Annotated in this window: 22 protein-coding genes; 7 read left to right on the top strand and 15 right to left on the bottom strand. The window is 61.2% G+C overall.

The genetic code is table 11. The features are described 5' to 3' along the window. The first annotated feature begins 154 nt into the window (after positions 1-154). Positions 155-985 (top strand): TrmB family transcriptional regulator, encoded by an 831-nt coding sequence (locus GCU68_RS08865; protein ID WP_161991505.1) that lies wholly within the window; start codon positions 155-157, stop codon positions 983-985. A 29-nt stretch (positions 986-1,014) separates the two neighbouring features. Here GCU68_RS08865 and GCU68_RS08860 read toward each other — a convergent pair whose 3' ends face one another. From GCU68_RS08860 to GCU68_RS08830, 7 genes are all read right to left on the bottom strand, one after another. After that, complete coding sequence (locus tag GCU68_RS08860) at positions 1,015-1,887, bottom strand: ABC transporter permease subunit (protein ID WP_152940813.1); 873 nt, start codon at positions 1,885-1,887, stop codon at positions 1,015-1,017. After that, positions 1,884-2,801: an ABC transporter ATP-binding protein gene (locus GCU68_RS08855; protein WP_152940811.1), complete on the bottom strand. Its 918-nt coding sequence runs from the start codon at positions 2,799-2,801 to the stop codon at positions 1,884-1,886. The genes GCU68_RS08860 and GCU68_RS08855 overlap by 4 nt, the downstream gene beginning before the upstream one ends. 237 nt (positions 2,802-3,038) lie before the next feature. Next, positions 3,039-3,938 (bottom strand): winged helix-turn-helix domain-containing protein, encoded by a 900-nt coding sequence (locus GCU68_RS08850; protein ID WP_152940809.1) that lies wholly within the window; start codon positions 3,936-3,938, stop codon positions 3,039-3,041. A gap of 116 nt (positions 3,939-4,054) precedes the next feature. Beyond that, on the bottom strand, positions 4,055-4,465 hold the full coding sequence (locus GCU68_RS08845) for a DUF7124 domain-containing protein (RefSeq protein ID WP_152940807.1): 411 nt from the start codon (positions 4,463-4,465) through the stop codon (positions 4,055-4,057). Positions 4,466-4,628: 163 nt separating this feature from the next. Then, positions 4,629-4,856 carry a hypothetical protein gene (locus GCU68_RS08840; RefSeq protein ID WP_152940805.1) on the bottom strand — a complete coding sequence of 76 codons (228 nt, stop codon included), beginning with the start codon at positions 4,854-4,856 and terminating at the stop codon, positions 4,629-4,631. Positions 4,857-5,150: 294 nt separating this feature from the next. After that, positions 5,151-6,389: an NAD(P)/FAD-dependent oxidoreductase gene (locus GCU68_RS08835; protein WP_152940803.1), complete on the bottom strand. Its 1,239-nt coding sequence runs from the start codon at positions 6,387-6,389 to the stop codon at positions 5,151-5,153. 278 nt (positions 6,390-6,667) lie between these two features. Then, on the bottom strand, positions 6,668-7,918 hold the full coding sequence (locus GCU68_RS08830) for an RNA-guided endonuclease InsQ/TnpB family protein (RefSeq protein ID WP_152940801.1): 1,251 nt from the start codon (positions 7,916-7,918) through the stop codon (positions 6,668-6,670). A 343-nt stretch (positions 7,919-8,261) separates the two neighbouring features. On the opposite strand from GCU68_RS08830, the gene GCU68_RS08825 reads away from it, so the two are divergent. Both GCU68_RS08825 and GCU68_RS08820 read left to right on the top strand, forming a co-directional pair. Then, positions 8,262-8,858 (top strand): DUF6149 family protein, encoded by a 597-nt coding sequence (locus GCU68_RS08825; protein ID WP_152940799.1) that lies wholly within the window; start codon positions 8,262-8,264, stop codon positions 8,856-8,858. Between the two features lie 224 nt (positions 8,859-9,082). Continuing rightward, positions 9,083-10,321 carry a polysaccharide deacetylase family protein gene (locus GCU68_RS08820; RefSeq protein WP_152940797.1) on the top strand — a complete coding sequence of 413 codons (1,239 nt, stop codon included), beginning with the start codon at positions 9,083-9,085 and terminating at the stop codon, positions 10,319-10,321. Between the two features lie 126 nt (positions 10,322-10,447). Here the strand turns inward: GCU68_RS08820 and GCU68_RS08815 are convergent, their stop codons facing one another. Further along, positions 10,448-11,833, bottom strand: a complete 1,386-nt coding sequence (locus GCU68_RS08815) for an ABC transporter substrate-binding protein (protein ID WP_152940795.1) — start codon at positions 11,831-11,833, stop codon at positions 10,448-10,450. 580 nt (positions 11,834-12,413) lie between these two features. Between GCU68_RS08815 and GCU68_RS08810 the strand changes: the two genes are divergently transcribed. Continuing rightward, entirely contained in the window at positions 12,414-15,509 is a 3,096-nt protein-coding gene (locus GCU68_RS08810; RefSeq protein WP_152940793.1) for a methyl-accepting chemotaxis protein, read from the top strand. Positions 15,510-15,517: 8 nt separating this feature from the next. Here GCU68_RS08810 and GCU68_RS08805 read toward each other — a convergent pair whose 3' ends face one another. Further along, complete coding sequence (locus GCU68_RS08805; protein WP_152940791.1) at positions 15,518-15,700, bottom strand: hypothetical protein; 183 nt, start codon at positions 15,698-15,700, stop codon at positions 15,518-15,520. Here GCU68_RS08805 and GCU68_RS08800 point away from each other — a divergent pair. Together GCU68_RS08800 and GCU68_RS08795 are read left to right on the top strand one after the other, a co-directional pair. Beyond that, on the top strand, positions 15,699-16,580 hold the full coding sequence (locus GCU68_RS08800) for a homoserine kinase (RefSeq protein ID WP_152940789.1): 882 nt from the start codon (positions 15,699-15,701) through the stop codon (positions 16,578-16,580). The two genes, GCU68_RS08805 and GCU68_RS08800, sit on opposite strands and share 2 nt — an antisense overlap. 16 nt (positions 16,581-16,596) lie before the next feature. After that, complete coding sequence (locus GCU68_RS08795) at positions 16,597-16,947, top strand: hypothetical protein (protein WP_152940787.1); 351 nt, start codon at positions 16,597-16,599, stop codon at positions 16,945-16,947. Positions 16,948-16,954: 7 nt separating this feature from the next. On the opposite strand, the gene GCU68_RS08790 is transcribed toward GCU68_RS08795, so the two are convergent. The 4 genes from GCU68_RS08790 to GCU68_RS08775 form a co-directional block, all read right to left on the bottom strand. Beyond that, positions 16,955-17,734: a hypothetical protein gene (locus tag GCU68_RS08790; protein WP_152940785.1), complete on the bottom strand. Its 780-nt coding sequence runs from the start codon at positions 17,732-17,734 to the stop codon at positions 16,955-16,957. Positions 17,735-17,872: 138 nt separating this feature from the next. Next, complete coding sequence (locus GCU68_RS08785) at positions 17,873-19,123, bottom strand: RNA-guided endonuclease InsQ/TnpB family protein (RefSeq protein WP_152940783.1); 1,251 nt, start codon at positions 19,121-19,123, stop codon at positions 17,873-17,875. 158 nt (positions 19,124-19,281) lie between these two features. Next, the gene (gene pdxS, locus GCU68_RS08780; RefSeq protein ID WP_152940782.1) at positions 19,282-20,190 is read right to left on the bottom strand and encodes a pyridoxal 5'-phosphate synthase lyase subunit PdxS; all 909 of its coding nucleotides are present in this window, start codon (positions 20,188-20,190) and stop codon (positions 19,282-19,284) included. Positions 20,191-20,264: 74 nt separating this feature from the next. Next, complete coding sequence (locus tag GCU68_RS08775; protein WP_152940780.1) at positions 20,265-21,044, bottom strand: acetoacetate decarboxylase family protein; 780 nt, start codon at positions 21,042-21,044, stop codon at positions 20,265-20,267. Positions 21,045-21,160: 116 nt separating this feature from the next. Between GCU68_RS08775 and GCU68_RS08770 the strand changes: the two genes are divergently transcribed. Beyond that, on the top strand, positions 21,161-21,853 hold the full coding sequence (locus GCU68_RS08770) for a DUF1405 domain-containing protein (protein WP_152943679.1): 693 nt from the start codon (positions 21,161-21,163) through the stop codon (positions 21,851-21,853). Here the strand turns inward: GCU68_RS08770 and GCU68_RS08765 are convergent. Together GCU68_RS08765 and GCU68_RS08760 are read right to left on the bottom strand one after the other, a co-directional pair. After that, a complete protein-coding gene (locus GCU68_RS08765; protein WP_152940778.1) occupies positions 21,850-22,206 on the bottom strand; it encodes a DUF7344 domain-containing protein in 357 nt (118 codons plus the stop codon). The genes GCU68_RS08770 and GCU68_RS08765 overlap by 4 nt on opposite strands. Positions 22,207-22,445: 239 nt before the next feature. Further along, on the bottom strand, positions 22,446-25,217 hold the full coding sequence (locus GCU68_RS08760) for a valine--tRNA ligase (RefSeq protein WP_152940776.1): 2,772 nt from the start codon (positions 25,215-25,217) through the stop codon (positions 22,446-22,448). Positions 25,218-25,370 lie beyond the last annotated feature (153 nt).

Here is a 25,370-nt window from a genome sequence, read left to right as displayed (position 1 = left end):
TATTTACAACTCGAATGTGGTAGCTGATAGCTATCAGGTAGCTCGAGTGCCTACCGCGGCAATGAAAAACGCGTTCTATCCACAGCGAACGTAGTATCACAAAGTGTGTGATGATAGGAAAGATTCTTCAAGCGGTATGTTATCTAGTGTCACTATGGTGTCACAGACGTCAATGTACTTGAAGGAACTCGGATTATCCAAGTACGAAGCGAACGCCTACGCATGCCTCTTGCAACGAGGGACGTCAACTGCACAGGAAGTGTCCGACGGTGCCGACGTGCCACAACCGCGCGTGTACGACGCACTCGACAGTCTCGAACAGAAAGGATTCGTTGACGTACAGCCAGGTCGGCCAAAAAAGTACAGTCCGATCGAACCAGACACCGCCATCAACCGGTTCTGTGACTTCAAAGAGCGTCAGCACAACCAGGAGCTATCCCGAATGCAGCGTCTCGGTGACCATCTCATAGACGCAATCGAAGACCAGACGACACTTGAAGGGCGGTCGGAAATCTGCTGGACCTACTCCGACCGCTATCGAATTCTCGAGAAACTGTCCGAACTCACAGCCGCTACCACGTCGGAGATTCGAATGATAACAACACCGTACAGCTTCGAACGGATTCTCAACCATCACGTCGAACAGCTCGCCGACAAGGCAGACGATGGGATCCCCATTCAGGCGATTGTTTCCGAGAATGGAAACGTTTCGCCTGTCGTTTACGAACGAGCAACCGATATTATGGATATTCGACGAGTTGAGAACATCGAAGGCCGGATCTATCTCTACGATAACGCTCACGTACTAACCGCGTTCGCTGCCAGCGACACCGATGGTTACGTCGGTATCTCTACTACGAGCGATTCCTTGTACAGGACGCAGTCTCAGCTGTTCGATCTGCTCTGGACGAGCGGACGAGAGGCGAGTCACCGATCCGCCGGAACCGATTCCGGGACCGTTCGTGCGGGAGATGACGCCGTCTAACGGCTCACCGACCGACGTGGTGGTGTCCATTAGAAATCCGACTCGTTGAACAGGACGTAGCCGACGGCGACCGAGACGACCAGCCAGCCTGCGAGGACGACGAGTCCGATTTCGGGAGACGTGTAGAACGGCTCGGCTTCGGCGGCCGCCACGTTGACGCCGGAACCCGCCTGCGCCGGCTCAGCGTTGACGCGCTGTGCAACGTCTGGCAACAGCGCGACGATCGCCGAGAAGTACGCCGAGGACGGCGCGATCTGCATCAGGGGGTACATCCAGTCGGGAATCGTCGTCGGGAGCGAAAACCCCTCGACGACGTAGAGGATTCCCATCGGAATCACGTCCCACAGCAACTCGAACACGACGAAGAAGCCGAGCGCCAGCGTCGTTGCACGCGACGTCGACCCGGTTGTCGCCGAGATACCGACGATGATCGACGCGTAGACGGTCGTGAACGCAACCGTCGCGAGTACGAATACGACCATTGCGGCGGTGTCGACCTCGCCGAGCAACGCGGCACCAAATCCGAGACCGACGAGGAGGCCAACACCGAGCCCGAACGCGAGGACGGCGGCTCGGCCGACAACCTTTCCGGCAAAGACTTGCCCGCGAGTCGTTGGCAGGGAGAGCAACAGTTTGATGCTCCCGAGTTCGCGCTCGCCCGCGAGAGACTTGTAGCAGACGACGATCGCTGCCAGCGGTACGAACAACCCAATGAGCCCGATCGTAAAGAAGATCAACCCGCCGAAGGTCGCCCCACCAGGCGAGCCGAACATCTCGGGGACTTCGACGTACGCGTACGTCGACACGATCGAGACGACGACAAAGACGGCAACGAGCGCCCACAGCGCCCGCGACTGGACGGCATCCCGAAAATCCTTCTTCGCGACGACGTGCCAGGTCATGCTTCGACCTCTCGTCCCTCGTTCGTGTAGCGGACGAACAGGTCCTCGAGCGACGATTCGACGACCGAGAAGTCCTGCACCGTGGCCACCTCGCCGATCGCGTACAAGACGGCGAACTTCGAGACGCCGTCGACGGTCACCCGCAACCGTCCGTCGTCGATCGCCGCCGTCCCGACACCCTCGAGTCCCCGGACTCGCTCAAGAACACGCTCGTCGAGCGTCGAGACGTAGACGTACAGCGTTTCGCCGATCTCCGTCGCGTCCCGAAGGCCGTCGATCGTATCGACGGCGACGAGGTGGCCGTCATCGATGATCGCGACGCGATCACAGACCGCCTCGACTTGCTCCATGATGTGACTCGAGAAGAAGACGGTCGTTCCACGGTCGTTCTCCTGGCGGATGATCTCGCGCATCTCGCGGGCTCCGTTCGGATCGAGGCCCGTCGAGGGTTCGTCCAAGACGAGCAGGTCGGGGTCGCCAACCAGCGCCATGGCGAGTACCAGTCGTTGGCGCATCCCCTTCGAGTAGCCGCCCGCCTTCCGGTCGGCGGCGTCGGCGACCCGGACACGCTCGAGTAACGCCTCGGGGTCGTCGTCGACGCCTTTCATCTCGATGGCGAACTCGACGTGCTGGCGGCCGGTCAGTCGGTCATAGACGTGGTAAGCGTCGGGGAGCACGCCGGTTCGGCTCCGGACCGTTTCGCCTTCGGTCTGGGCATCGTGACCGAGGACGGTCACAGTGCCCTCGGTCGGACGGATGAAATCGAGCAGCGTGTCGATCGTCGTCGACTTCCCGGCCCCGTTCGGACCCAGAAAGCCGAAGATCTCGCCCTCTTCGACGGTCAGATCGAGGCCGTCGACGGCGACGACGTCGCCGAAGCGTTTCGTCAGCCCCTCGAGTTCAATCGCAGGCATACTCGACCCCCCGAAATGCAGTCACAGTAGACGATGAAATGGAGTGCATGGAGTACGCATAAGCGGGAGAGACAATAAGTATTATCGTATCTCTTACATATTGGCAGCGAGACTACTCAAAAATATTTGAGCCGGGACGAAGACACGACCGAGACAGACGTCTGCCGAGTGATACACGCGCGCCGGGCTGTCGTCCACTGTCGCTCCAGTGACGCTGCTACCGGCACAAGTCGGCGGTCAGCACTCGTCAGTCGAGACAGGCGTGACCCGAAAGGTGTCGTCAATCGCGAGCCGAAGCGTCTCGTCGTCGAACGTTAACTCGACCACCGCCTCGAGCGGATCAGTGCTCGCGACGTCGGTCGTGATCGTCTCCGTGACGATGAACTCGAAGAACTCCCAGAGCGGCGTCTCGAGCATCGAGATGCCGTGCTCCCACAAAAACCCCACCGCGGCGGGGTGAAACGCCGCCGTCACCTCGAGGGGCATATGAACCATAAACCGACACTCACGACACGTGTGCACGAGCGTGTACGCCGTGACGTCGTCGTGGTCGTGCGCGTCGACGGAGGTATCGACCGCTCCGTAACACTCGGGACAGACACCCCCGCGAACCAGCGTGTACGTACTCCAGATGCGGTACCCGACGCTGTCGACGACGGCCTGCGGGGACCGATTTCGCGTCTGGCTCCGCGGTAAGAGATCGACCAGCAGCGGCGTCTCGCAGTCGCGACACCGAACGACGAACCGCTCCTCGTCGACCGTTGCAACGAGCGAGTCGTCGCGACAGAACACACAGCACCCACCGACGGCGACGTCGTCGAACGCGTGGGTACTCTCGTAGAGTCCAGAGCAGATCGTCCGCACGATTTTGTCGCCACCGTAGGTCAACCGATACCCCTCGGACGTCTCAGCGATGAACCAGCCGAGTAGCTGCTCGAGGTGGTAGGAAAACTGTGACGTACTCGCGATGTCGACGGCGTCGTACAGCTCCGTAAACGACATCGTCAGCCACTGTTCCTGACGTTGCCACTGTGCATCGGCGAGTGCGAGAAGAATCTCGAGTCGACTGCGGTTGCCGAGCGAGCTGAGTGCATCGACGATCTCGTCGTCGATCTGCGGGTCGGATGCTGGACTCATTGTCGGACGATGCGATGGGTGCTGTCTGCGTGCATCGCTCGAGAGAGATTCGTCACTCGAGCGGACAAACGGTCGATTCGCGGTGCGTGCCGGCTGCGAAGTCGGTTTTCGTGCCGTTAGGGCCAGTCGTCCCGAACCGGCTCGGGATCGTCGTCTTCGCTTTCGACGTTCGTCGCAAGGATCCAGTCGGCGGCGTCGGCGGCGTCCTCGACGGCGAGGTACTCCCAGCCGACATCGTCGGCCAACTGTTCGTCAGCGTCGCTCGAGCCGATGAAGACGTATCGGTCGGTGTCGAACTGACCTTTGACGCCCTCGAGACTCTCGGCTTTCCCGCGCGGGCCGGAGAAGAAGTCCTGCCGGATGCGGTTCTTTCGCGTGAAGTTCGTCACGACGTAGGTGGGTTTCTCGGAGACGACGCCGATGTACTCGGTCCAGCCTCTGGCGTCTTCGAAGACGGTCTCGGGGGAGGCGAGTTCTTTCAGCGCCTCGAGTTCGAACGCGAGGGTCATGTCGCTGCCGCCGTTCATACGATACCGAAGGCCCGCACTGGGGAAAACGGCTTCGATACTTCCGACAGCCGACCGGACTCGCACTCGGATATAGTCCCAACTGAACCGGTTCACACACCGACCGCACAGCTATCGTTCGATCGGGTGTGAACCGCCGTTCAGTGGCGACTACAGCGCGTTGCTACACCAGGTCGACTCTGTAGTACTCGGTCCCAACGATTACATCGCCGGCGTCGAGGCCGACCTCAGCGGCCGTGATCGGTCGGTTCCCCTCGACTGCTGCATAAAACGTGTCCAGTGCCTCCGACTCGAGTTGATCGACGTGGCGGACGGTCGCGTCCGCACTAACGGACTCGATTCGCGTGAGTTTGAGCGACGAACCTCGGAGTTCACTGGTTGCCATGTGCATTGGTACCAAATGACTGTATTATACTTAACAGTTGTGCCTCCGGAAAAGCAGGAGTTGCCGACCAAAACCGATCTCGAGCGCTCGTCGAGCCCAATGAGTCCCCGACCTCGGTGTGTGGAGGACTGCCGCCTGCTCGTCGCGTCACGGTCGTTGGGTCATCGGTCGCACTCGGGTGACAGCGGAAGCCACTACGAACGTCTCGCGGGGTCGACACTCCGGCGAGTAGCGCGTGAGCCACTGGCGATTCGACTCGATAGCCGTCGTGGCGCAAAAAATCCGCGTCGATCGCTGCCGTTACTGCTCCTGTGTCGGCGCGAGCTCGTCGAGGTCGACGGATTTCTCGAGAAGGACTTCTTTCTGGTCGGCAACGACGCGCTGTTCGCGCATCAGCTGTTTCAACGCGGTCTGGGGCGACAGATCGCCGATGAGGACACCGCCAACAACCTTGCCGTCTTTGAAGGCGATGCGACGCCACTCGGTGTCACTGTACTTGCGTTCGGCGTATTCGTCGCCGAGCGTCGGGTGACCGAACGACAGGAACGGGAAGTCGAAGTGGGTGATCGAGTACGAGGACACCCACTCGAACTGCTCGGCTTCGTCGTCCGCGGCCATGTTGACGGCGGCGATGCGACCCTGTTCTTTCGCCGAGCCCCACGAGCCGTTCTGGGCCTGCTCGCCGAGCAACACGTCGTGGAAGCGCGTGAGGTCACCGGCAGCGTAGACGTCGTCGACGTTCGTCTGCATGAACTCGTCGACGATGATTCCGTTGTCCTCCTCGAGGCCGGCCCCACGGAGGAACTCGGTGTTAAAGGAGAGCCCGATCGCGACGCCAGCGAAGTCGCATTCGTAGCGGTCGCCGTTGGGGTCGACGGCAGCCGTGACGTGACCGTCGTCGCCGGTCTCGAAGTGGTCGACGCCGCTGTCGAAGACGGGCTCGACGCCGACGTCGCGCATTCCCTCGTGCATGATCTCGGCACCGTCGGCCGAGAGGGCATAGCGCCACCAGCGGTCGCCACGCATCAGGTAGTTGGCCTCGATTCCCTGTGCCCCACAGACGGCCGCGAAGTCGATGCCGAGGAGACCGGCACCGACGATAACGCCTGTGTCGGACTGTTCGGCGTGCTCGCGGATGCCACGGGCGTCTTCGAACGTCCAGAAGTGGTGGATGCCGTCGGCGTCGCTGTTGTCGACCGGCAGCTGGGTCGGCGTCCCGCCTGTAGCGACCAGCAGCTTGTCGTACTCGAGGTCGCCGCTGTCGTGAGTGTGGACGACCTTCGCGTCGGTGTCGACGCTCGTGACGTGGGTGTTAAGCGAGAGGTCGATGTCGCGCTCCTCGTACCACCCTTCGTCGTGGATCGAGATCGGTGCTTCGGGGAGTTTCCCCTTGGCGTGTTCTTTGATGAGAATCCGGTTATACAGTGGCTCCCCCTCATCGGTGATGACGGTAATCTGTGCATCCGGGTCTTTCTCCCGGAGGGTCTCGGCAGCCGAACTGCCCGAGATCCCGTCACCGATGATCACGTACTGGGTCATACTGTAATCGTTCGTAATGCGGGTTAAAGTGGGTTGCTATCTCGTCTATTTTCCCAGTAGAACCGATGGCCCCCTCACAGTCACACACTAATCACGGCAGAATTCCGTACTGATACGGGAGAACATTCCGTTTCCACGGTATTTTTCGAAATCTCAAAGATCCTCCGGCGCCCGCTCACGTCGTCGACTACCGGCATCCGTTCACGTTCGGCTGGAGTGACATCCTCCGCGCCGTAAACGGCGCGGCTTCCCGTACCGCAGGAGGGATATTTGCTGGTCTACGACACGACCTGTTCTCTCGTGTGAAACGTCCCGCTCTCGCGGTCGAACAGGTGTACCGATGGCTGTGCCACACAGCCGTTACTCCTATCCTCACCGTGAGGACTCGGAGTTATCTTCTGGCGCATATTCTCCGCCCCATTACAATCAGCGTTTGCTACCAACTCACACGACGAACAAACGTACAGGCCACGTTCGACCCGGTTTGACTTCGTGTCGTCGCCACAGTGCGAGCAGGTCTTCGAAGTGTCCCACTCGTTCTCCTTTAGCACCTCGACGCCACGTATTTCGCCTTTGTATTCGAGGTACTGGTAGATGCGGTCGAATGCCCACGAATGCAACTTCTTGTTCCCGGTCTTGCCCCAATCATACTTACGCACATCTTCAGGCCAACTCACCGCGAGCGTTCCAACACCGCGTTCGACACATTCCGTGATGATGGCGTCTGTGAGAACGTGGTAGAACTGTGTCTCACGGTCAGCGAGCTTTCTCCGTGCCCACATCGACTTCTCCGATGGGCCGTTCTCACCTTCAGTATCGTACTCAGCTCGGGTGAAGTAGTGCTTGTCCTGCTTGAGCGAGTTGCCGGGGTACAGGACGTACTCGTTCGGGAAGGCAACCGTGGCAATGTTCGTGATGCCGAGGTCGATGCCTGCTACGCCGTCACCTGCTGAATCCGCGGTTTCGAGATCGACTTTACAGACGAAGTGCAGCTCCCATTCGTCGCCGTTCCAGACCGTACGAACGTTCTGTACCTTGTTGACTTCTGAGAGGTCGACGTCTGGCCGGGTCTGGTACTCACAAAGGATGAAGTCCGACCAGTTCTCTTTCAGGTTCGACCCTTTCGAGAGTCTGACTCGGTTATTCTCGGGGTCGTGTTTGAAGCCGTCTGCTTTGAACGTAATCGTACTCTTGGGTCGGGTGTCGCCGTGTTTGCGGTAGCCTGGCGGATTCGCCTTGCCGTCTTTCTGTCGTAGATCGAACCACGACTGGAAAGCGTCAGAAAGTTCTTCGATGACTTTCTGACTGGATTGTGCGTTTAGGTCTTTCCAGCACGCTTGGTTCTTCATGTACGCTTTGAGCGTCCCTTCATCGGGAATCTCGCCGGTTGCATCCCAGATGCGGTCGGCTGTCCAGCGTGCGACGTTCCAGATCTTCGAGGCGGAGTCTCCGAGCAAATCCAGGTCATCGCAGACCTGTCGCCGGTTCTGAATGGAACCAACATAGGTGCGAGTGACCTGAATCGCCATACATAGCCTATATAGACAATCCAACTTAGTGGTGTGGATTCACGTTAAATATCCAGCTTGCCATCGACTGTGGATTGTGTAGTCGAGTGACGCGATTCACGCCCGGTCGTCAGACTACGTCTGACGGGCAATCAGATATCTTCGATTTCTGATGACGGCGTAAACGCCGGGATTCTCTCGCTGTTCAAAGATAGTCGTAGTGGTTGCAAGCGAACCGGCACACTGACAGAGTCGGCGACGGAGTGTCGACCGGCAGCCATGGTCGAGCACGTGTCTCGAGTCATCGGCGGTGCCTACATTGTTGTCCGAACCGTTCTTTACGCCGCTGTCCGTAAGCGACCGTATGAAACTACGCCAGAACGCTCGTCATTTCGCCTCACGGAAGGCCCTCGAGACACCCGTCGTTCGGTCGGTCGCGACGTCCGGACTCGTTCGGCTGCACACGAAGGTCTTTCTCAAAAAAGCCGATCCGGCCCACCGAGACGAGCGCAAGGAGCACCTCGACGGTCTCTTCGATGCGACCATCGACACCTACCTGCGTGCGTTGCAGGACGGCTACTCCGAGGCCGAAGCACGCGAGATCACGCACGTTCAGGCTAATTTCGACTTCTACAACCACGGCTGGACCGAGATGATGGAGTTCCCTGCTGACGAACTCGAGGCCCACTACGACCGCTATCGGGAGTTCTTCGAGCCCTGGGGGATCACGATCGACGACCCACTCGGCCAGTTCGCGCCACCGGCGGGACTTCCCGAGGCACCGTCGACGCCGGAGCGACTCGAGGACCCGGAGCATCCCCACGCCGAGGGTGGGTTCGCCGACGACGTCTACGTCGAAACCGACGACGGCGACCTCGTCGTCGGTGGACAGGACGAACCCGAGGACGCCGACGTCTCGAAGGCCGTCGGCGTCGGTGACGACGACCTCGAGGAACACTGACGCAGTACCCCGGTTTTCCACCAGTAGTTTCGCGACAGCGCACCGACTCATCGACTTTCGTCACGGGATCGATTTCCTGCGTTCGGCGGTAGTCACTCCCTTCAACTGTTCCAACGGCAGTCGTTCCTGTCGACTGGCGCTGAGCCGGCGATCCCCATCTAATCACCGTCAGGTGACAGTAATGAGGTGATAACAATCCCGGTCGTTGGACTGTACTCTCGTGAATGAACCGACGAGCGTATCTCGCCGCTGGCGTGTCCCTCTGTCTGGCGGGCTGTACCGCTTCGCGTCGATCCGACTCGAGGGCAACGACTGACGGCGACGACGAATCGACCGCCGACCCCGGCACCGAGCCGACCACTGACTCGATCGCCACACACCCCAACGCTGCCGGGACGGACGACGATTTCTCGGATCTCGACGTGTGGGAGGTCGCCGGTGGCACGCTCACGGCGGATCCGGGCCGGGCCGTCGTCGGCTCCCAGAGCGCTCGGCTCCTGACTCACTCGTCCGAAGGGGCGACCCAACTCGCAAAGCGGTTCACGGAGCCGCGCGATCTCAGCGACGTCGTCCCCGGTGTCGCGGTCGCGGCGGATGGGTTCGTCACGCCGTGGATTCGATTTGTCGACACCGACGGCAACCGGCTCGATTGCCGACGCAGCGTCTCCGGCGAGTTGCCACTCATGCGGTACAACTTCGGCATCGAAGCAGTCGATTCGACATTCGACGAGACACGAGTCCGCGAAATCCACCTCCAACTCTGGACCAAAGATGGGACTCGGCGGACGGTCTGGTTCGACGACCTCCACTTCACGCCACGCCCGGAGACTGGACTGGTATCGATCCAGTTCGACGACGGGAGCGCCACCGATTACACCGAAGCGTTACCGATACTCGAGGAGTACGGCTACACCGCGACGACGTTCATCAATCCCGTCTCGATCGACAGCGGCGAGGACTGGCTCACGACCACCCAACTTTCCGCGCTCGACGACGCCGGCTGGTGTATCGCAAACCACACGTGGAGTCACGCCCGACTGCCCGAACTCAGTCGTACCGAACAGGCAGCCGAGATACGCGAGGGCAAACGGTGGCTGCTCGAGCGAGGCTTCGACGACGGAGCCGACTACTTCGCCTACCCGTACGGCCGCTACGATGCGACGACGCTCGAACTCGTCGCCGACGAACACTCGATTGGCTTTGCCGCCGGTCGTCCAGCACAAGGCTATCTCACGAACCCCCGTCTGGCGTCCCGGCTCGGCGAACCGGGGACTGACCGCCTCCGGACGGCACTCGAGCGAACCGCCACCCACCGCGGGATCACGTCGGTGTTGTACCACCGACTCGCGGGTGACGACCTCGAAACGTTCGAGACGCTGGTCGAGACGATCCACGAGTACGAATCGAGAGGAGAACTCGAGGTCGTTCTGCCGTCCGACCTCGAGCGAGACGCGCTGTTTTGATACTGTCGGACAGCAGTCAGTGAGACGTCGGTCGCGAAGTCGCGGCCGTCCTCGGGGATGACGACCGCAGTCGCGCGACCGATCCTCAGATAGTGCTGTCCGGCAGTATGAGACGTCGAGGTGCTTTCAGAGCCAGTCGGGTTCGGCGTACTCGGCCGTCGCCTCGCGTTCTGGCCAGATGATTTCCTGGACACCCTCCCCGCCGTCGTCGGCCTGCCACTGGGAGTAAATCGGGTGGTGGGCATCCTCGCCGTAGACGATGTCGTGAGTGTGGCCGTACTCTTTGCCCTCGACCTGGTGATCTCGACCGTAGAACTCGAGCGTGCCGACCGTGCCGGTAAAGGAGGCGTCCTCGAGTGCCGGGATCAGGTCGTCAGAGTCGACGGTTCCGACCTCGGTCGCCGTCTCGGCGAAGAGTTTGATTCCGTCGTAGGTGTGGTAGCCGGTGTAGACCGGATTCGATCCATCGAACATCTCCTGGTAGTGGTTGACGAAGTCCTGTGTCTTCGAGGTGGTCGTACTCTGTGCTGTTGCGCTGTCGTACGTGACACCGTACTCGGCCAGCGGTGCATCGGTCTGTGGATGACGGGCCTGCTCGTAGTACGCCGGCAGCTGCATCGGGACGTGAATGCCACCGAACGCGAACGGACGCTGTGGGGCCGCCCAGTCGGCCAACGCCTCGTTTCCGGTGTGTGCAGCCGTGATGAACGCCACGTCGGCACCGGCGGCTTCGACGCGATCGTAGATGTCCGAGAAGTCGTCCGTCGCCGGTGGATACCGTTCTTGCATCACGATGTCGACGCCGGTCTCTGCAAGCTGCTCCTGATAGACGTCCCACGGCACTTCAGTCCAGGCATAATCTTCGGCAAGGAGGGCGACGGACTCCCACCCGATTTTCGACGCCATGTCGTCCATGAAGTCGACCTGCGTCCGACCGAGGTCGTAGTCGTTGATCGGGCCGACGCGGAAGTGATACTTGTACCGGTCGTACTCCTCGTTGACCAGCCGACTCACTTCCGTCGTCGCTGCGCCGGACGTGAGGTGGATCGTCTCCTGTTCGGCGATGTTGTCGACGATGTTCATGAGCGCCTCGCTCGTGAAGACGCCGACCGTCACGTCGGCCCCTTCCTCGAGGACGAGTCGCTGGTACTGGCGACGGGCCTCAAGCGGGCTCTCGTTCGTGTCGCCGACGGCCATCTCGACGTCCCGACCGTTGATCCCGCCGTCGTCGTTGAGTTCCGTAACGGCGACTTCCGCCGCGCGAACGATCGACCGACCGATGTAGTCGCTGTCCGGGTTCGGAGCCAGCACGCCGATCGTGACCGGGTCATCGTCGTCGCTGTCGGTGCTCCCGGCGAGCGTTTCGTAGGAATCGAGACAGCCGGAAACCGAGATGCCAGCCGCAACACCGGTCGTCGCTTTGAGCAGTCGCCGTCGGTTCAGCGCCCCATCCCGATCGGCCCGCTCCGCTGTCGCTCCCAACTCCGTTTCCCATCGCTCGGTATCGGTCATATTCACACTGCTTTAGACTTAGATTGCTTAGTGTTTGTGGATACATATCAAAAATCAAATTTTTGATTCGTGTACGCATACGCGTGACCCGGAAAACAGAGCTGTCCGACTCGAAGGAAGTACGTGTAGTTACTGTCCGGCTTGGGAGCGAGTAAGCCAACCGTGACTGGTTCGTCGTCGTCCTCGCTGGCGCCGATGACCGAATCGGCCGATTCGAGACTGCCCGCAAGCGAGAGCCTGGTCACACCACTGGCGGTCGATGCAAGGAGGCGACAACGAGGAATGGCACGAATGTGGCGACTCCCAGCCCGTGTCGTTGTGTTCTGTGACGATGTGCTCTCAACCATCAGTAAACTCACTCACCGTATACTGTTTAATATTTGTGAATATACCAACATTCAATAGGTTATCTCATAGAATTAGCCGATAGTAACGAATAAATAGTGCCTCGAACGTTCGAACAGAGCTATTCGAGCACTGTGCCGTCTCGCGACTGCAACGGCTTCCCGTCGTCCAGTTATCACCACCGATAACTGTAGATCACCATTTATGTAGGGCCACTCAGATCCGTACTATATCTATGGACGTCCTTCGACGACTCGTTCCATCAGCTATTCGCCGCAGATATGCGGTCAAGTTTGGGATCGTATTACTGATACTCGGTTTGGGCGTTGGAATGGTCGGCTTCGTTGCGACCGCTGGCATCACCGGAGAGGTCGAAGAGCGTGTTCAGAACGACCACACGTCGATGGCCAGCCAGGAAGCACAGAACATCCAGATGTGGAACGAACAGAACGAACACACGATCGGGGTGATCGCCTGGTCGGACGTCGTCGCCAGTGACGACCCGGCGGCGATCGAAGAGCGCTTCTTGAACTGGCAGGAGCACCTCGATGCGGACACGTTCGCGATCAACTACGTCGATACGGCCGACGGAACGGTGCTCGCGAGCACCGACGGCGACGTACGCGGCCAACCGGCCGACCAGCTCGAGGGTGTCCCCGCCGAAGCCTACGACGAGGCCACGAGCGACGTTCCGTGGGTCTCGAGTCCCTACACGGTCGACCGTGAGTTAGGCGACGAGGAGGTCGCCGTCATGAGCTACGTCCTGTCCGTCCCCGGAACGGACGACAGAGCGATCGTCTACACCGCCGAACTCGAGGCGTACGCGAACCGTCTCGACGACGGCGAGGGTGTGACGACGATGGTCCTCGACGGGAACGACGAGGTCATGCTCGACAACGCTGGCTACGGCGAGGACCACGAGACACTCGGCCTCGCTTACGACGACGCCCTCGCCGGCGACGTCGTACAACCGGCACGAACCGAGGGTGCTGGAACCCATCAGGTCGCCGGCTCCGCGCTGACGTTCGACGCCGCAGCGTACGACTTCAGCGGTGACGATTACGTCGTCAGTTCCGCACGCGTCCTTGGGACTGACTGGGTCGTCGTCACACATGAACCCGAGAGTCAAGCGTACGGATTCGTCAACACGGTCAACGACTGGGGTATCTACGCGACGCTCGCTGGCGTGCTCATGATCGGGCTGATCGGTGCTGTCCTCGGCCGGAACACGGCCGTCTCGATCGATCGCCTCACGGGCAAAGCGAGCCAGATGGAAGAGGGCAACCTCGACGTCGACTTAGAAACCAACCGCGTCGACAACATCGGTCGACTCTACGACGGCTTCGACTCCATGCGCGATGCCCTGCGCGAACAGATCGAAGCAGCCGAAACGGCCCGTCAAGAGGCCGAGCGCGAACGTGAGCGGGTCGAAGAGATCAACGCCCACCTCGAGGAGAAAGCCGGCGAGTACTGCAGCGTGATGGGTGCGGCCGCAGACGGCGATCTGACGGCTCGTGCAGACGCCGACAGCGAGAACGAGATGATGGCACAGATCGGCGAGGACTTCAATCAGATGCTCGATGAGATCGAAAAAACCGTCGCCGAACTCAATCGGTTTGCGACCGACGTCGCGACCGCCTCCGAGCAGGTGACGGCCTCGAGCGAAGAGGTTCGATCGGCCTCCGAACAGGTTACCGAGTCGGTCCAGGAGATTTCCGACGGCGCGGAGCAACAGAACCAGTCGCTGCAGTCGGTCAACCAGGAGATGAGCGGCCTCTCGACGACGACCGAAGAGATCGCCGCCTCGTCGAACGAAGTGGCAGATATTGCCGAGCGGACGGTCAACACCGGCGAAGACGGACAGGAAGCCGCCCACGCGGCGATCGCTGCGATGGACGAGATCGAAACCGAGGCGGGCGGTGCCGTCGACGAGATCCGTCGACTCGAAACGGAAGTCCAGCAGATCGACGAACTGATCGCGACGATTTCCGAGATCGCTCGCCAGACCAACATGCTGGCACTGAACGCCAACATCGAAGCCTCCCGCTCTGCGAGTGGCAGCGACGACGAAGGTTTCTCGGTCGTCGCAAAAGAGGTCAAAGCCCTCTCCGAAGACGTCGCGGAGGCGGCCGACGAAGCCGAGGACCGACTCGAGGCGATCCGCGAGCGGACCGAACAGTCGGCTGCGGAGGTCGAAGGCACCAGCGAACGGATCGAAGACGCAGGCGAACAGGTCGAAGCGGTCGTCGACGCCTTAGAGGAGATCGCCGACCTCTCCGAAGAGACAAATATCGGCGTGCAAGAAATCTCCGCGGCGACCGAAGAGCAAGCCGCGTCGACACAGGAGGTCGTCGCGATGGTCGACGACGCGGCGACGATTTCCGAGGAAACAACCGCCGAGTCCGAAAACGTCGCCGCAGCGGCCGAAGAACAAACGACTGCCCTGACGGAAGTGACGAAGTCCGCATCCAACCTCTCCGGACAGGCGACACAGCTCTCCGAAGCCCTCGACCGCTTCGATACCGACGTCGACCACTCGGAACTCGAGATGGACTTCGAGACGCCGGACGACGACGGCCCGGGGCCGGCAGCGTTGGCGTTCGACGCTGACGGAAGTCAGGGACTTTCGCTCGAGACGGACGAATCCGAAACCGGCACGCAGGCCACAGCGCCGGATTCGACCGACGCCGATACCACTGTGGACACCGATCCGCTCGAGTCCGCGTCGATGACGACCGACGCCGAACCGGTGGCTGCACCCGCAGCCGATACACCGGACACGCCAGAGGGCGATGCTGATGCCGATGAAACGGACGACCCGGCGACCGAACTCGATGCCGAAAAGATCCTCGGGATCGACGACGAGTCCGCGGAACCGGCGACCACGCTCGACGAGACGACAAACGCCGACGTTGACACCGCTTCCGACCCGCTGGGTGACGCGGACCCGTTTGCGGACGCTGCTGATCCGCTTGCAGACGCCGATCCGCTTGCAGACGACGAGGGGGACTCACTCGAGGAAGCGGCCCAGCCACTCGAGCCGGTTGACGACACCAGTGAGACGACCGAGAGCGATGACGAAGTAGACTCGCTCGAGGAAACCGCTCAGCCACTCGGGCCGGTTGACGATAATGATGAGAACTCGCTCGAAGAGACAGCTCAGCCGCTCGAGCCGGTCGAAGACGCCGCCGAGACAACCGAGCACGATGCCGAGACGACGGCGGTCGATGCCGACGACGAGGCCGACGGCGACGAGGACGCTGCCGAAATCGACGGCACCGACGCCGACGCCGACGACGACGTGTTCACGTTCGGAAACACCGACGAGTGACGTGATACTCACGGGGAGACGGCTCCCCAGATCGTCATCGTCGGGTGACCGACCACACACACCTCGACCGTTTTCTGTTTCTGCCACACGAGCAGTTCCTCATAGACGGCGATGGGATGAAATCCCGTCACACGACTCGAGTCGTCGCGGTCCGCTACCTTTTTGACTGCAGTCTCGGAAGCAATCGGCATGCTCACCGTGCGGGCACCAGCGACGAGTGCGAATCTCGGGAGTGGTTTCGACGTCTTCGGTGTTGCCCTCGGAACGCCCGCCGACGTGATTCGGGTCGAACGCGCACCGGAAACGCGGATTACCGTTACTGGGGCGGGTAGCCAGTACATTCCGGAGGATCCAGATCAGAACACCGTCGGCGCCGTCGCCGACGCTCTCGATGCACCGGCACACATCAAAATCGACAAAGGCGTCCGACCCTCCTCGGGGCTTGGCTCCTCGGCCGCGAGCGCGGCCGGCGCTGCTGTCGCCTTGAATGCCCTCTATGATCGCGGCCTCTCGCGGGCGGAACTCGTCCCGATCGCGGCCAAAGGCGAGGCGCTCGTCTCAGGCGAGGCCCACGCCGACAACGTCGCCCCGTCGCTGCTCGGCGGGTTCACGATCGTGACTGATGACGACGTCACGCAGGTCGATACCTCGATTCCCGTCGTCGCCTGTCTCCCCGAAACGACTGTTTCTACGCGCGACGCGCGCGGCGTCGTCCCGGAATCCGCCTCGCTCGAGGACGTCGTCGACACCGTCGGCAACGCGGCGACGCTTACCGTCGGCATGACACGAAACGATCCCGATCTCGTTGGTCGCGGCATGAACGATAGTATCGTCACTCCGAAGCGAACGGCCCTGATCGACGGCTACGCTCGAGTCCACGAGGCTGCCCTCGAGGCCGGTGCGACGGGCGTCACGGTCAGCGGTGCCGGGCCGGGCGTACTCGCGGTCTGTCACGAGCGCGACCAGAACGTGATCGCCGGGGCGATGATCGACGCCTTCGACGCGGTCGGCATCGAGAGTCGAGCGTACCAGACACGCGTCGGCGAAGGGGCGCGGCTGTATCGAGACTGATCGTTTCGAGTCGATAATGGGTGCTCGAACCGACGCAACACTCACGATACTCGTTCTCACTGCTGTCGGGATCGCGTTCGTCTTCGTCGATGCGTCGCCATCACCCCTTGCAGTCGCTCTCGGCGGACTCGGAACGATCGTCTTCGAACTCGTGGCCGCTCGAGACGTGGCGACCGTTCGTCGCCATTGGGAACGGCCCATCGTCCAGGCGATTTCGGTCGCCGTCGCGCTGCTCGCCGTCGCCGTCGGCGCGCGTATCGCGCCGGAGACGGTGCTGTCGCTCTTTTGTGGCGGCGCAGTAACGTATCTCGTCTTTCTCGCGCTCGTTCAGATACGAATCGTTCCGCCGCCGCGGACCTGGTGGTAGCGTCGACTCACCGCGGTCTGGTGGCCGTCTTCCACCGACGTCCGTAGATGCGGAGAAGCGCGTCGACCTTTGCCCCGCGAACGTTCCTCGGGACGGTCGACACGCGCGTAGAGGTACTGGCTGGGTGCGGACCGTAGGGAACCGACGAGACCGCCGTCGGGTTCTTCGAAACCGGTTTCCGACCTGCGTAGCTGGTGCCTCGTTGCTTCGACTCGTACAGTTTCTCGAATTTCGAGTGTCCCTCAATAACCCCTTTCCGTGCCGTTTTTGCGGTCTTTTTTGCCTTCTGTTGGGCCGCCGCGTCCACCGCGTCGGGTTTGATTTCGTCGATGAACGATCTCACTTCTGCTCTTGCCTCGGAGTCGCCCGACGACTCGAGCACGTCGGGACCGACGACGTCTTCGAGTTCGGCCTCGAGTTGTCGGAACTCCTTCTGGAAATCGACGAGATCGATGGTGTTCCAGAGTTCGTGGAGGTTGATGGCGTGTCGAATCGTGCTGAGATCCAGCATCTGGTCCGGATCTCTCTCGCGAATCGCGTCGGGAAGTTCGTCTAGCTCGATGAGATCCGGAAGCGCCGACAGCTCGACGACATCCGGCAACTTCTCGAGGTCGACCGTTTCGAAGAGGGCTTCGACTTCCTCGACGACGTCCCACAGTTCGTTCGCCGTCGACGACAGCGTCTCGCCCGAGGCACCGTCGCTGATTTCCCGAAGCAACAGTGCGGTTCCCGCTTCGATCTGATCGGACAGTTGCTCGACGGTCGATGGGGATATCGCCTGAGTCATACAGAGGACAAACTGTGTACGCGTAAAACGGAGTTACTTATCGATCAGTTGCAGCTCTGGACCGTCTGCACACGGAGTGACATCCTCCGCGCCGTAAACGGCACGGCTTCCCGTACCGCAGGTGGGATATTTGCTGGTCTACGACACGACCTGTTCTCTCGTGTGAAACGTCCCGCTCTCGCGGTCGAACAGGTGTACCGATGGCTGTGCCACACAGCCGTTACTCCTATCCTCACCGTGAGGACTCGGAGTTATCTTCTGGCGCATATTCTCCGCTCCGTTGCAGTCCGCGTTGGCTACCAACTCACACGACGAGCAGACGTACAGACCACGTTCGACACGGTTCGACTTCGTGTCGTCGCCACACCGTGAACACATCTTCGAGGTATCCCACTCGTTCTCTTTCAGCACCTCGACACCACGAATCTCGCCCTTGTATTCGAGATACTGGTAGATGCGGTCGAACGCCCACGTGTGGATTTTCTTGTTGCCGGTCTTGCCCCAGTCGGACTCTCGCACGTCTTCGGGCCAGCTCACCGCGAGCGTTCCAACACCGCGTTCGACACACTCCGTGATGATGGCGTCCGTAAGCGTGTGGTAGAAGTGTGTCTCTCGATCAGCGAGTTTCCGGCGTGCCCACATCGACTTCTCTGAGGGACCGTTCTCACCCTCCGTGTCGTACTCTACTCGGGTGAAGTAGTGTTTGTCCTGTTTGAGCGAGTTGCCGGGATACAGGACGTATTCGCCGGGGAATGCGACAGTGGCAATGTTCTTGATACCGAGGTCGATTCCTGCCACTTCGTCGCCTGCGGAATCGTTGGTTTCGAGTTCGACTTTGCAGACGAGGTGTAGTTCCCACTCGTCACCATTCCAGACGGTGCGCACGTTCTGCACGCTGTTGACTTCTGTGAGGTCAACGTCTGGCCGGGTCTGGTACTCACAAAGGATGAAGTCCGACCAGTTCTCTTTCAGGTTCTTGCCCTTTGAGAGTCTGACTCGGTTATTCTCGGGGTCGTGTTTGAAGCCGTCTGCTTTGAACGTGACCGTACTCTTGGGTCGAGTGTCGCCGTGTTTACGGTAGCCGGGCGGATTCGCCTCGTCAAACTTGTGTCGCAGGTCGAACCATGACTGGAAAGCGTCAGAAAGTTCTTCGATGACTTTCTGACTGGATTGTGCGTTTAGGTCTTTCCAGCACGCTTGGTTCTTCATGTACGCTTTGAGCGTCCCTTCATCGGGAATCTCACCGATTTCATCCCAGATGCGGTCGGCTGTCCAGCGTGCGACGTTCCAGATCTTCGAGGCGGAGTCTCCGAGCAAATCCAGGTCATCGCAGACCTGTCGCTGATTCTGAATGGAACCAACATAGGTGCGAGTGACCTGAATCGCCATACATAGCCTATATAGACAATCCAACTTAGTGGTGTGGATTCACGTTAAATATCCAGCTTGCCATCGACTGTGGATTGTGTAGTCGAGTGACGCGATTCACGCCCGGCGTAAACGCCGGGATTCTCTCGCTGTTCAAAGATAGTTTCGCTGGCAGCCAGCTAGACGCCGCGGCCTTGCAGTTTCTCCTCTTCGGGGAGGTCGACGTTTGCGTCGCCTTTCATCCCTTTGCCGAGGTTCTTCGAGATGTCTGCGAGTCGCTCGGGGTCATCCCAGTTGTTCGTCGCTTCGACGATCGCTTCACCCATCGCTTCGGGGTTCTCCGCGCCGAAGATCCCGCTGCCGACGAAGATGCCGTCACACTCGTGGTGCATCATCAACGCTGCGTCTGCGGGCGTCGCGATCCCGCCGGCGGCGAAGTTGACGACTGGCAGCCGGCCCATCTCGGCGGTCTCGTGGACCAGTTCCGCGGGCGCTTCGATCTCGCGGGCGTAGGCCTCGCGTTCCTCGTGGCTCATGCCCTCGAGTTTGCGAATCTCGCCTTTGATCGTTCGCTGGTGGTGGACGGCCTGATTGACGTCGCCGGTGCCGGCCTCGCCTTTGGTGCGGATCATCGCCGCACCCTCGCTGATCCGGCGCAGGGCTTCGCCGAGGTTGCGCGCGCCACAGACGAACGGCGCGGTAAAGTCACGTTTGTCGATGTGGTAGGCGTCGTCAGCCGGGGTCAGGACTTCCGACTCGTCGATCATGTCGACACCGACGGCCTCGAGGATCTGAGCTTCCTTCGTGTGGCCGATTCGGGCCTTGCCCATGACCGGAATCGAGACCTCGTTGACGATCTCCTCGACGTCTGCGGGGTCTGCCATCCGAGCGACGCCGCCACGTTTGCGGATGTCTGCTGGGACCGCTTCGAGTGCCATGACGGCGACCGCGCCGGCGTCTTCGGCGATCCGCGCCTGTTCTTTGTTGACAACGTCCATGATGACGCCGCCTTTCTGCATCCGAGCGAATCCACGTTTGACGAGATCAGTTCCGCGTCGCAGTTCCTCGAGATCAGTATCTTCGGCCATGGTGCGCCGTTAGGAACCACTGTACTTACACGTGTCCGTTCCTCGCTGTTTTTACCTGGATTCGAGACACACGTTCAGGCCTCAGCAACCGCCTCGCCGTCGAACAACCACGCGCGTACTCGAGAGCCGTATAGCCGTGCAAGCGGGCGGTTCCAGCAACCCAGTTCCGTCTGCAGTTCGGGGCCGAGTTCGAGCGTCGTGCTCAGCGGCGTGCCGACGGCGAGGTCACCTCGGAGCAGTGCCTGCGTTCGCACGACGTCGCCGTTCATCGTCGTGTAACTCCATAGCGCCCAGTCACGATCAATCGTTGTCTTTCGCGTGCGCGGGCGAGTCACCTCAAGTCGTACCTGCTTTCCATCACCCCCATCGACGACGGTTCGAATCCCGCGTGGTCCGTCCGTGATCGTGATCGGAATCCGTTCTTTGGGGTATCCCCAGATCTCGCGGCCGAGCGCGACCGACGGCTCGGTCGTGACGGGCAGCCAGTGGACGTAGCCGCCGAGTTCGGCGTCGGTGAGTTGAGCGAGCGGTACGGTGGTCCGGCCGCCGCGGACGGCGGGCACGATGACCGCGAACTCGTCGTAGGGCTCTAGGCCGGCGTCCGCGGTGGTCGCTGTCGCAGTCTCGTCGCTCGGACCGCCGACACGATGGTACTGGATCCCAACGAGCGCGACACAGCCGACGCCGGGTGCGATCGCGAGCGAACTCAGGGGTGCAGGCAACAGTGCCTCGAGTCGCCGGCGCCGGGCCGGGACGATCACGCCGCCGACCGCCAGAGAGAGTTCCAGCGGGAGGGCGATCTCGTGGCCGGTCGAGAGGGTTACTCGAGACCGATCGCCGGGTGGTGACTGCATATGCCGACAAGGGCGTGACAGTGGATATATCCGAGGCACTCGAGGCGAGTTCTGAGCGCGGCGGCGAGATAACCGCTACTGTTTTGCAGGTGTCGTTCGTCACGCCGGACGAAACGATGTCTGCGACGACCGGGTTGCCCGACCGGGACCCACTGCCGACGTATCTCGCACCCGTGCCCAAGACGATCGAAAACCTCGGATTGCGATTCGCGTGGCTCATCGTCGCGATCAACCTCGTGGGGACGGCGTTTGGGTTCTGGTACTACGCCGGGCAGTTCACCGAAACCGCGACCGTCATGTGGCCGTGGGTGCCCGACAGCCCGATGGCGACGTTGTTTATCGCGCTGGCGATCGCCTGCTGGAAACTCGGGTACGAACAGCCGTGGCTGACGTCGCTCGCGTTTTTCGGAAACATCGTCCTCGGGTTATGGACGCCGTACACGCTGCTCGCGTTCGCCGACGCGTACTCGTACCTGCATCCGTTGATGTACCAGTTCCTCTTCTGGAGTCATCTCGCGATGGTCGTACAGGCGTTCGTCCTCCATCGGATCAGCGGCTTCCCGGTCTGGGGGGTTGCCGTCGCCGCCGTCTGGTACGCCAGCAATCTGGTCGTTGACTACTTCATTCCGATCGTCGGCGAGCCACACCACACCATTATCCCCGTCGCACGCGAGACACCAATGTTTCTCGGTGCGGACGCACTCGGCGTCGTCGCCGCGGGCGAAGTGATGTTCGTCCTGCTAGCGCTCTTTCTCGCACTGGCAACACGAGTCAAAAAGTGCGAAGCAACGTCTGACCACCGCACCTAACGCAGGTCGTCGACGAACGCGAGTTCGAGATAGGAATCGAGCGCGCGGGCCGCCGGCTTCCGTTCGATCGTTTCGGCGTCGGGATCGTACGCCACCACGTCCGATTCGGTCAGTTTCGGGAGGTGGTTGTGATGAAACTCGAGGCGGATCTCCTCGCGTCGGTCGCGTGTCGGCGTTCCTTCTCGATGGGCGAGTCGATCAACGACGTCGTCCAGCGTCACCGTGCCGACTTTCCGGGACAGGTAGTACAATGTGTACCGACGTCGGTCCTCGAGTAACAGTTCGAACACCGTATTCGAGGGCAGGCTGGCGTCAGTATCGGCGTGTTCGACGTTTGTGGTATCGGTATTCATAGTGCTCTGTACTCGGCTTACGCGACGGCAAGCGACAGATTCGACTCGACGCGACTTCAGCAGAGCACAGCAGATAGTTCGCGACGCTCATTATAGCTTTTTTCCAACGTGACCGAAACAAAATTCGTTCGAGAGTGACGCTACCCGGCGATGATAGAATCGATACCGTCGCGTGTCAGAACGGGAGATCGACCGGCGGCCTCGGATGGTGAGTCGGACTCGAGTCGAGGACCTGCAGATCAGTCGTGTTGCAGGATGACGACCGCCGACTCGGTTTCAATCATCTCGCCTTCGCCGGAGTACGTTCGCTCGAGGGAAACCTCGAATAAGTCGTCCTTGAGCTCCTCGCCGGCGACGCGAAGGACGCCAGCATCGTCGTCGATCTCGTACTCGCCGCTGTCGATTCCGGCGTCGATCTCGCCCACTTTCGAACCGAACTTCGGCCCGAGCGTCGAGTAATCAAGGTCGATCGACGCGACCTCGGTTGTCACCTCGGGTTCGTCCTCGAGGACCGACAGTTCCTGGACGTGCATCACGTGCTGAATGGCGTCCTCGAAGCCCCCGATCGGACCGTAGACCGACACCGACTCGAGGTCGGCGTTCAGCGGTAGCTGGTTCTCGCTCTTGTAGCGTCGCAGCGCCGAGATGACCTCCATCGCGGTTTCGCCGGCCTCAAGGTCGGCCTCATACCCTTGCGGGGCGGGCCACTCGCGGGTGTGGATGCTCTCGAGGTCCGCCGTGTCCGTTGCATACACCGCCTGCCAGATTTCCTCGGTCGCGTGGGGTAGGAACGGGGCCCACAACTCGAGGAAGGTCCGGTGGGCCGTCCGCAGCGCGTACTGCGTCGATGGCTCGTCCTCGCGAGTCTTGGCGATCTCTAAGTAGTCGTCACAGAAGGTGTTCCAGAAGAACGTCCGCAGGCGGTCGCGAGCCTTGGCGAACTCGTAGGCCTCGAGGTGGGCTGTGAGATCCTCGACGGCGTCGTCGAGTTCCGCGAGCAGCCAGCGGTCGATCGCCTCGAGCGTCTCGGGCTCGTCGGGGTCGCGGGGAGCGAGCGTGTCGACGAGTTTCGAGGCGTTCCAGAGCTTGCGCAGGAGCTTTTCGCCCGCGGTCAGGTCCTTCTCTTGATACGGGAAGTCGTCGCCGACGGCGGCGCTTGCGGCCCAGAAGCGCACGGCGTCGACGGGGTACTCCGCGAGCACTGCGTCGGGCTCGACGACGTTGCCCCGCGATTTGGACATCTTCTCGCGGTTCTCGTCGAGCACGTGACCGTTGATCATCGTCGCGTCGAACGGCACCTCGCCGGTGTGTTCGTAACACTTGACGATGGTGTGGAACAGCCAGAAGGAGATGATGTCGTGGCCCTGTGGGCGCAGGTCGAACGGGTAGAGTTCGGGGTTATCCATCGTGAACGTCTCGGCGTCGGCGTCCCAGTCCCAGCCGGCGTTGATCAGCGGGGTCAGCGAGGAAGTCGCCCACGTGTCGAAGACGTCCTCTTCGGGCTCGAAGGCGTCGTGACCGCACTCGGGACAGCTGTCGACGGGTGGGTCGTCGGAGAGCGGATCGACCGGGAGGGCTTCCTTCTCGGCCATGATCGCGTTGTCACAGTCCTCGCAGTACCAGACCGGGAACGGAATGCCCGAGTCACGCTGGCGGGAGATCAGCCAGTCCCACTCTAAGCCCTCGATCCAGTGACGATACCGGGTAAACATCTTCTCGGGGTACCAGTCCATCTCCTGGCCGGCCTCGAGGTACTCGTCTTTGTGATCGAGAATTTCGACGTACCACTGCTTGGAGACGCGGTACTCGACGGGCGTGTCACAGCGTTCGTGGACGCCGACGTCGTGGACGATCTCGCGTCGGTCGCGAAGGGAGCCCGCGTCATCGAGATCTTCGACGATGGCCTCGCGAGCGTCCTCGGTCGAGAGCCCTTCGTAGTCGCCGGCGAGGTCGGTCATCGTCGCCGTCTCGTCGATGGCGACCCGCAGAGGCAGGTCGTGAGCCTGGTACCACTCGATGTCCTTCTGGTCGCCGAAGGTACAGCACATGACGATCCCGCTGCCTTTCTCCATGTCGACGCGCTCGTCCTCGATGACCGGCACCTCGTGGCCGAAGATCGGGACGCGAGCGGTTTCGCCGATCAAATCGGCGTTGGCCTCGTCGTCGGGGTGGACGAAGACGGAGACACACGCCGGGATGAGTTCCGGGCGAGTCGTCGAGATGACGAACTCCTCGCGGTCCGTGCCGTCGCTGGCGATTTCGAACGCGATGTCGTTGAAGTGGGCGTGGCGCTCGTCGTCTTCGGTCTCGACCTGCGAGATCGCCGTCTCACATTCGGGACACCAGATCGCCGGCGCTTTCTTCCGGTACTCGCGGCCCTTCTCGTAGAGATCGAGGAACGAAAGCTGCGAGATGCGCTGGACGCGTGGTTCGATCGTCTTGTAGGTGTGTGACCAGTCGATCGAGGTACCGAGTGACTGCATCTTGTCGGTGAACTCGGCTTCGTACTCCGTACAGACCTCGCGACAAAGCTCTTGGAACTCCCGGCGCTCGTAATCCTGATGGCGAATGTCGAGTTCCTTCTCGGTCAGGCGTTCGCTCGCGATCCCGTTGTCGTCGTAGCCGAAGGGAAAGAGGACGTCGCCGTCGGCCATCCGCTGGAAGCGAGCGGCGAAGTCCTGCAACGTCGAGCCATAAAGGTGGCCCATGTGCAGGCTGCCCGAGACCGTCGGCGGCGGGGTGTCGATCGCGTAGGTCGTGTTCGGGTCCTGGCCCGGCTCGCCGCCGTAGGCGTAGGTCTCCTCGTCAACCCAGCGCTGTTGCCAGCGCGTTTCGACACTCTCGGGATCGTAGCCGCCCTCGAGCGTCGGTTCGACGTCCTGTTCGGGGTCGTCCATGCTCATGCTCTCACCGCCCGAAGCGGGCGTCGTCGGTGCGTCGTCGTGGCGTTGAAATTGCGCTCGTTCATTGGTGATACCGGTCGTTGCTCGGTGAATGCTGGTCGCCGACAATACATCCGTCGAAACGGGGTTGGAAATGTGGGGCTAGGCCGCCCCTACGAAAACGGCGTGACACGGCCCGTCGAACCCATCAGTCGCGACCGCGACGGCGTCGGACATGGCTGAACGTAGCGCCGGGCACGGTGTTAGGTGTTTCGTCGTCCT

It is taken from the genome of Natronorubrum aibiense (assembly GCF_009392895.1).
Lineage (GTDB): Archaea > Halobacteriota > Halobacteria > Halobacteriales > Natrialbaceae > Natronorubrum > Natronorubrum aibiense.
Note: the sequence above shows the minus strand (reverse complement) of the source record. Positions and strands in the feature narration are given on the sequence as shown.

Coding starts and splice junctions, on each gene's coding strand:
- GCU68_RS08865 (WP_161991505.1), top strand. CDS start 155: ATGGTGTCACAGACGTCAATGTACTTGAAGGAACTCGGATTATCCAAG.
- GCU68_RS08860 (WP_152940813.1), bottom strand. CDS start 1,887: ATGACCTGGCACGTCGTCGCGAAGAAGGATTTTCGGGATGCCGTCCAG.
- GCU68_RS08855 (WP_152940811.1), bottom strand. CDS start 2,801: ATGCCTGCGATTGAACTCGAGGGGCTGACGAAACGCTTCGGCGACGTC.
- GCU68_RS08850 (WP_152940809.1), bottom strand. CDS start 3,938: ATGAGTCCAGCATCCGACCCGCAGATCGACGACGAGATCGTCGATGCA.
- GCU68_RS08845 (WP_152940807.1), bottom strand. CDS start 4,465: ATGAACGGCGGCAGCGACATGACCCTCGCGTTCGAACTCGAGGCGCTG.
- GCU68_RS08840 (WP_152940805.1), bottom strand. CDS start 4,856: ATGCACATGGCAACCAGTGAACTCCGAGGTTCGTCGCTCAAACTCACG.
- GCU68_RS08835 (WP_152940803.1), bottom strand. CDS start 6,389: ATGACCCAGTACGTGATCATCGGTGACGGGATCTCGGGCAGTTCGGCT.
- GCU68_RS08830 (WP_152940801.1), bottom strand. CDS start 7,918: ATGGCGATTCAGGTCACTCGCACCTATGTTGGTTCCATTCAGAACCGG.
- GCU68_RS08825 (WP_152940799.1), top strand. CDS start 8,262: ATGAAACTACGCCAGAACGCTCGTCATTTCGCCTCACGGAAGGCCCTC.
- GCU68_RS08820 (WP_152940797.1), top strand. CDS start 9,083: ATGAACCGACGAGCGTATCTCGCCGCTGGCGTGTCCCTCTGTCTGGCG.
- GCU68_RS08815 (WP_152940795.1), bottom strand. CDS start 11,833: ATGACCGATACCGAGCGATGGGAAACGGAGTTGGGAGCGACAGCGGAG.
- GCU68_RS08810 (WP_152940793.1), top strand. CDS start 12,414: ATGGACGTCCTTCGACGACTCGTTCCATCAGCTATTCGCCGCAGATAT.
- GCU68_RS08800 (WP_152940789.1), top strand. CDS start 15,699: ATGCTCACCGTGCGGGCACCAGCGACGAGTGCGAATCTCGGGAGTGGT.
- GCU68_RS08805 (WP_152940791.1), bottom strand. CDS start 15,700: ATGCCGATTGCTTCCGAGACTGCAGTCAAAAAGGTAGCGGACCGCGAC.
- GCU68_RS08795 (WP_152940787.1), top strand. CDS start 16,597: ATGGGTGCTCGAACCGACGCAACACTCACGATACTCGTTCTCACTGCT.
- GCU68_RS08790 (WP_152940785.1), bottom strand. CDS start 17,734: ATGACTCAGGCGATATCCCCATCGACCGTCGAGCAACTGTCCGATCAG.
- GCU68_RS08785 (WP_152940783.1), bottom strand. CDS start 19,123: ATGGCGATTCAGGTCACTCGCACCTATGTTGGTTCCATTCAGAATCAG.
- pdxS (WP_152940782.1), bottom strand. CDS start 20,190: ATGGCCGAAGATACTGATCTCGAGGAACTGCGACGCGGAACTGATCTC.
- GCU68_RS08775 (WP_152940780.1), bottom strand. CDS start 21,044: ATGCAGTCACCACCCGGCGATCGGTCTCGAGTAACCCTCTCGACCGGC.
- GCU68_RS08770 (WP_152943679.1), top strand. CDS start 21,161: ATGTCTGCGACGACCGGGTTGCCCGACCGGGACCCACTGCCGACGTAT.
- GCU68_RS08765 (WP_152940778.1), bottom strand. CDS start 22,206: ATGAATACCGATACCACAAACGTCGAACACGCCGATACTGACGCCAGC.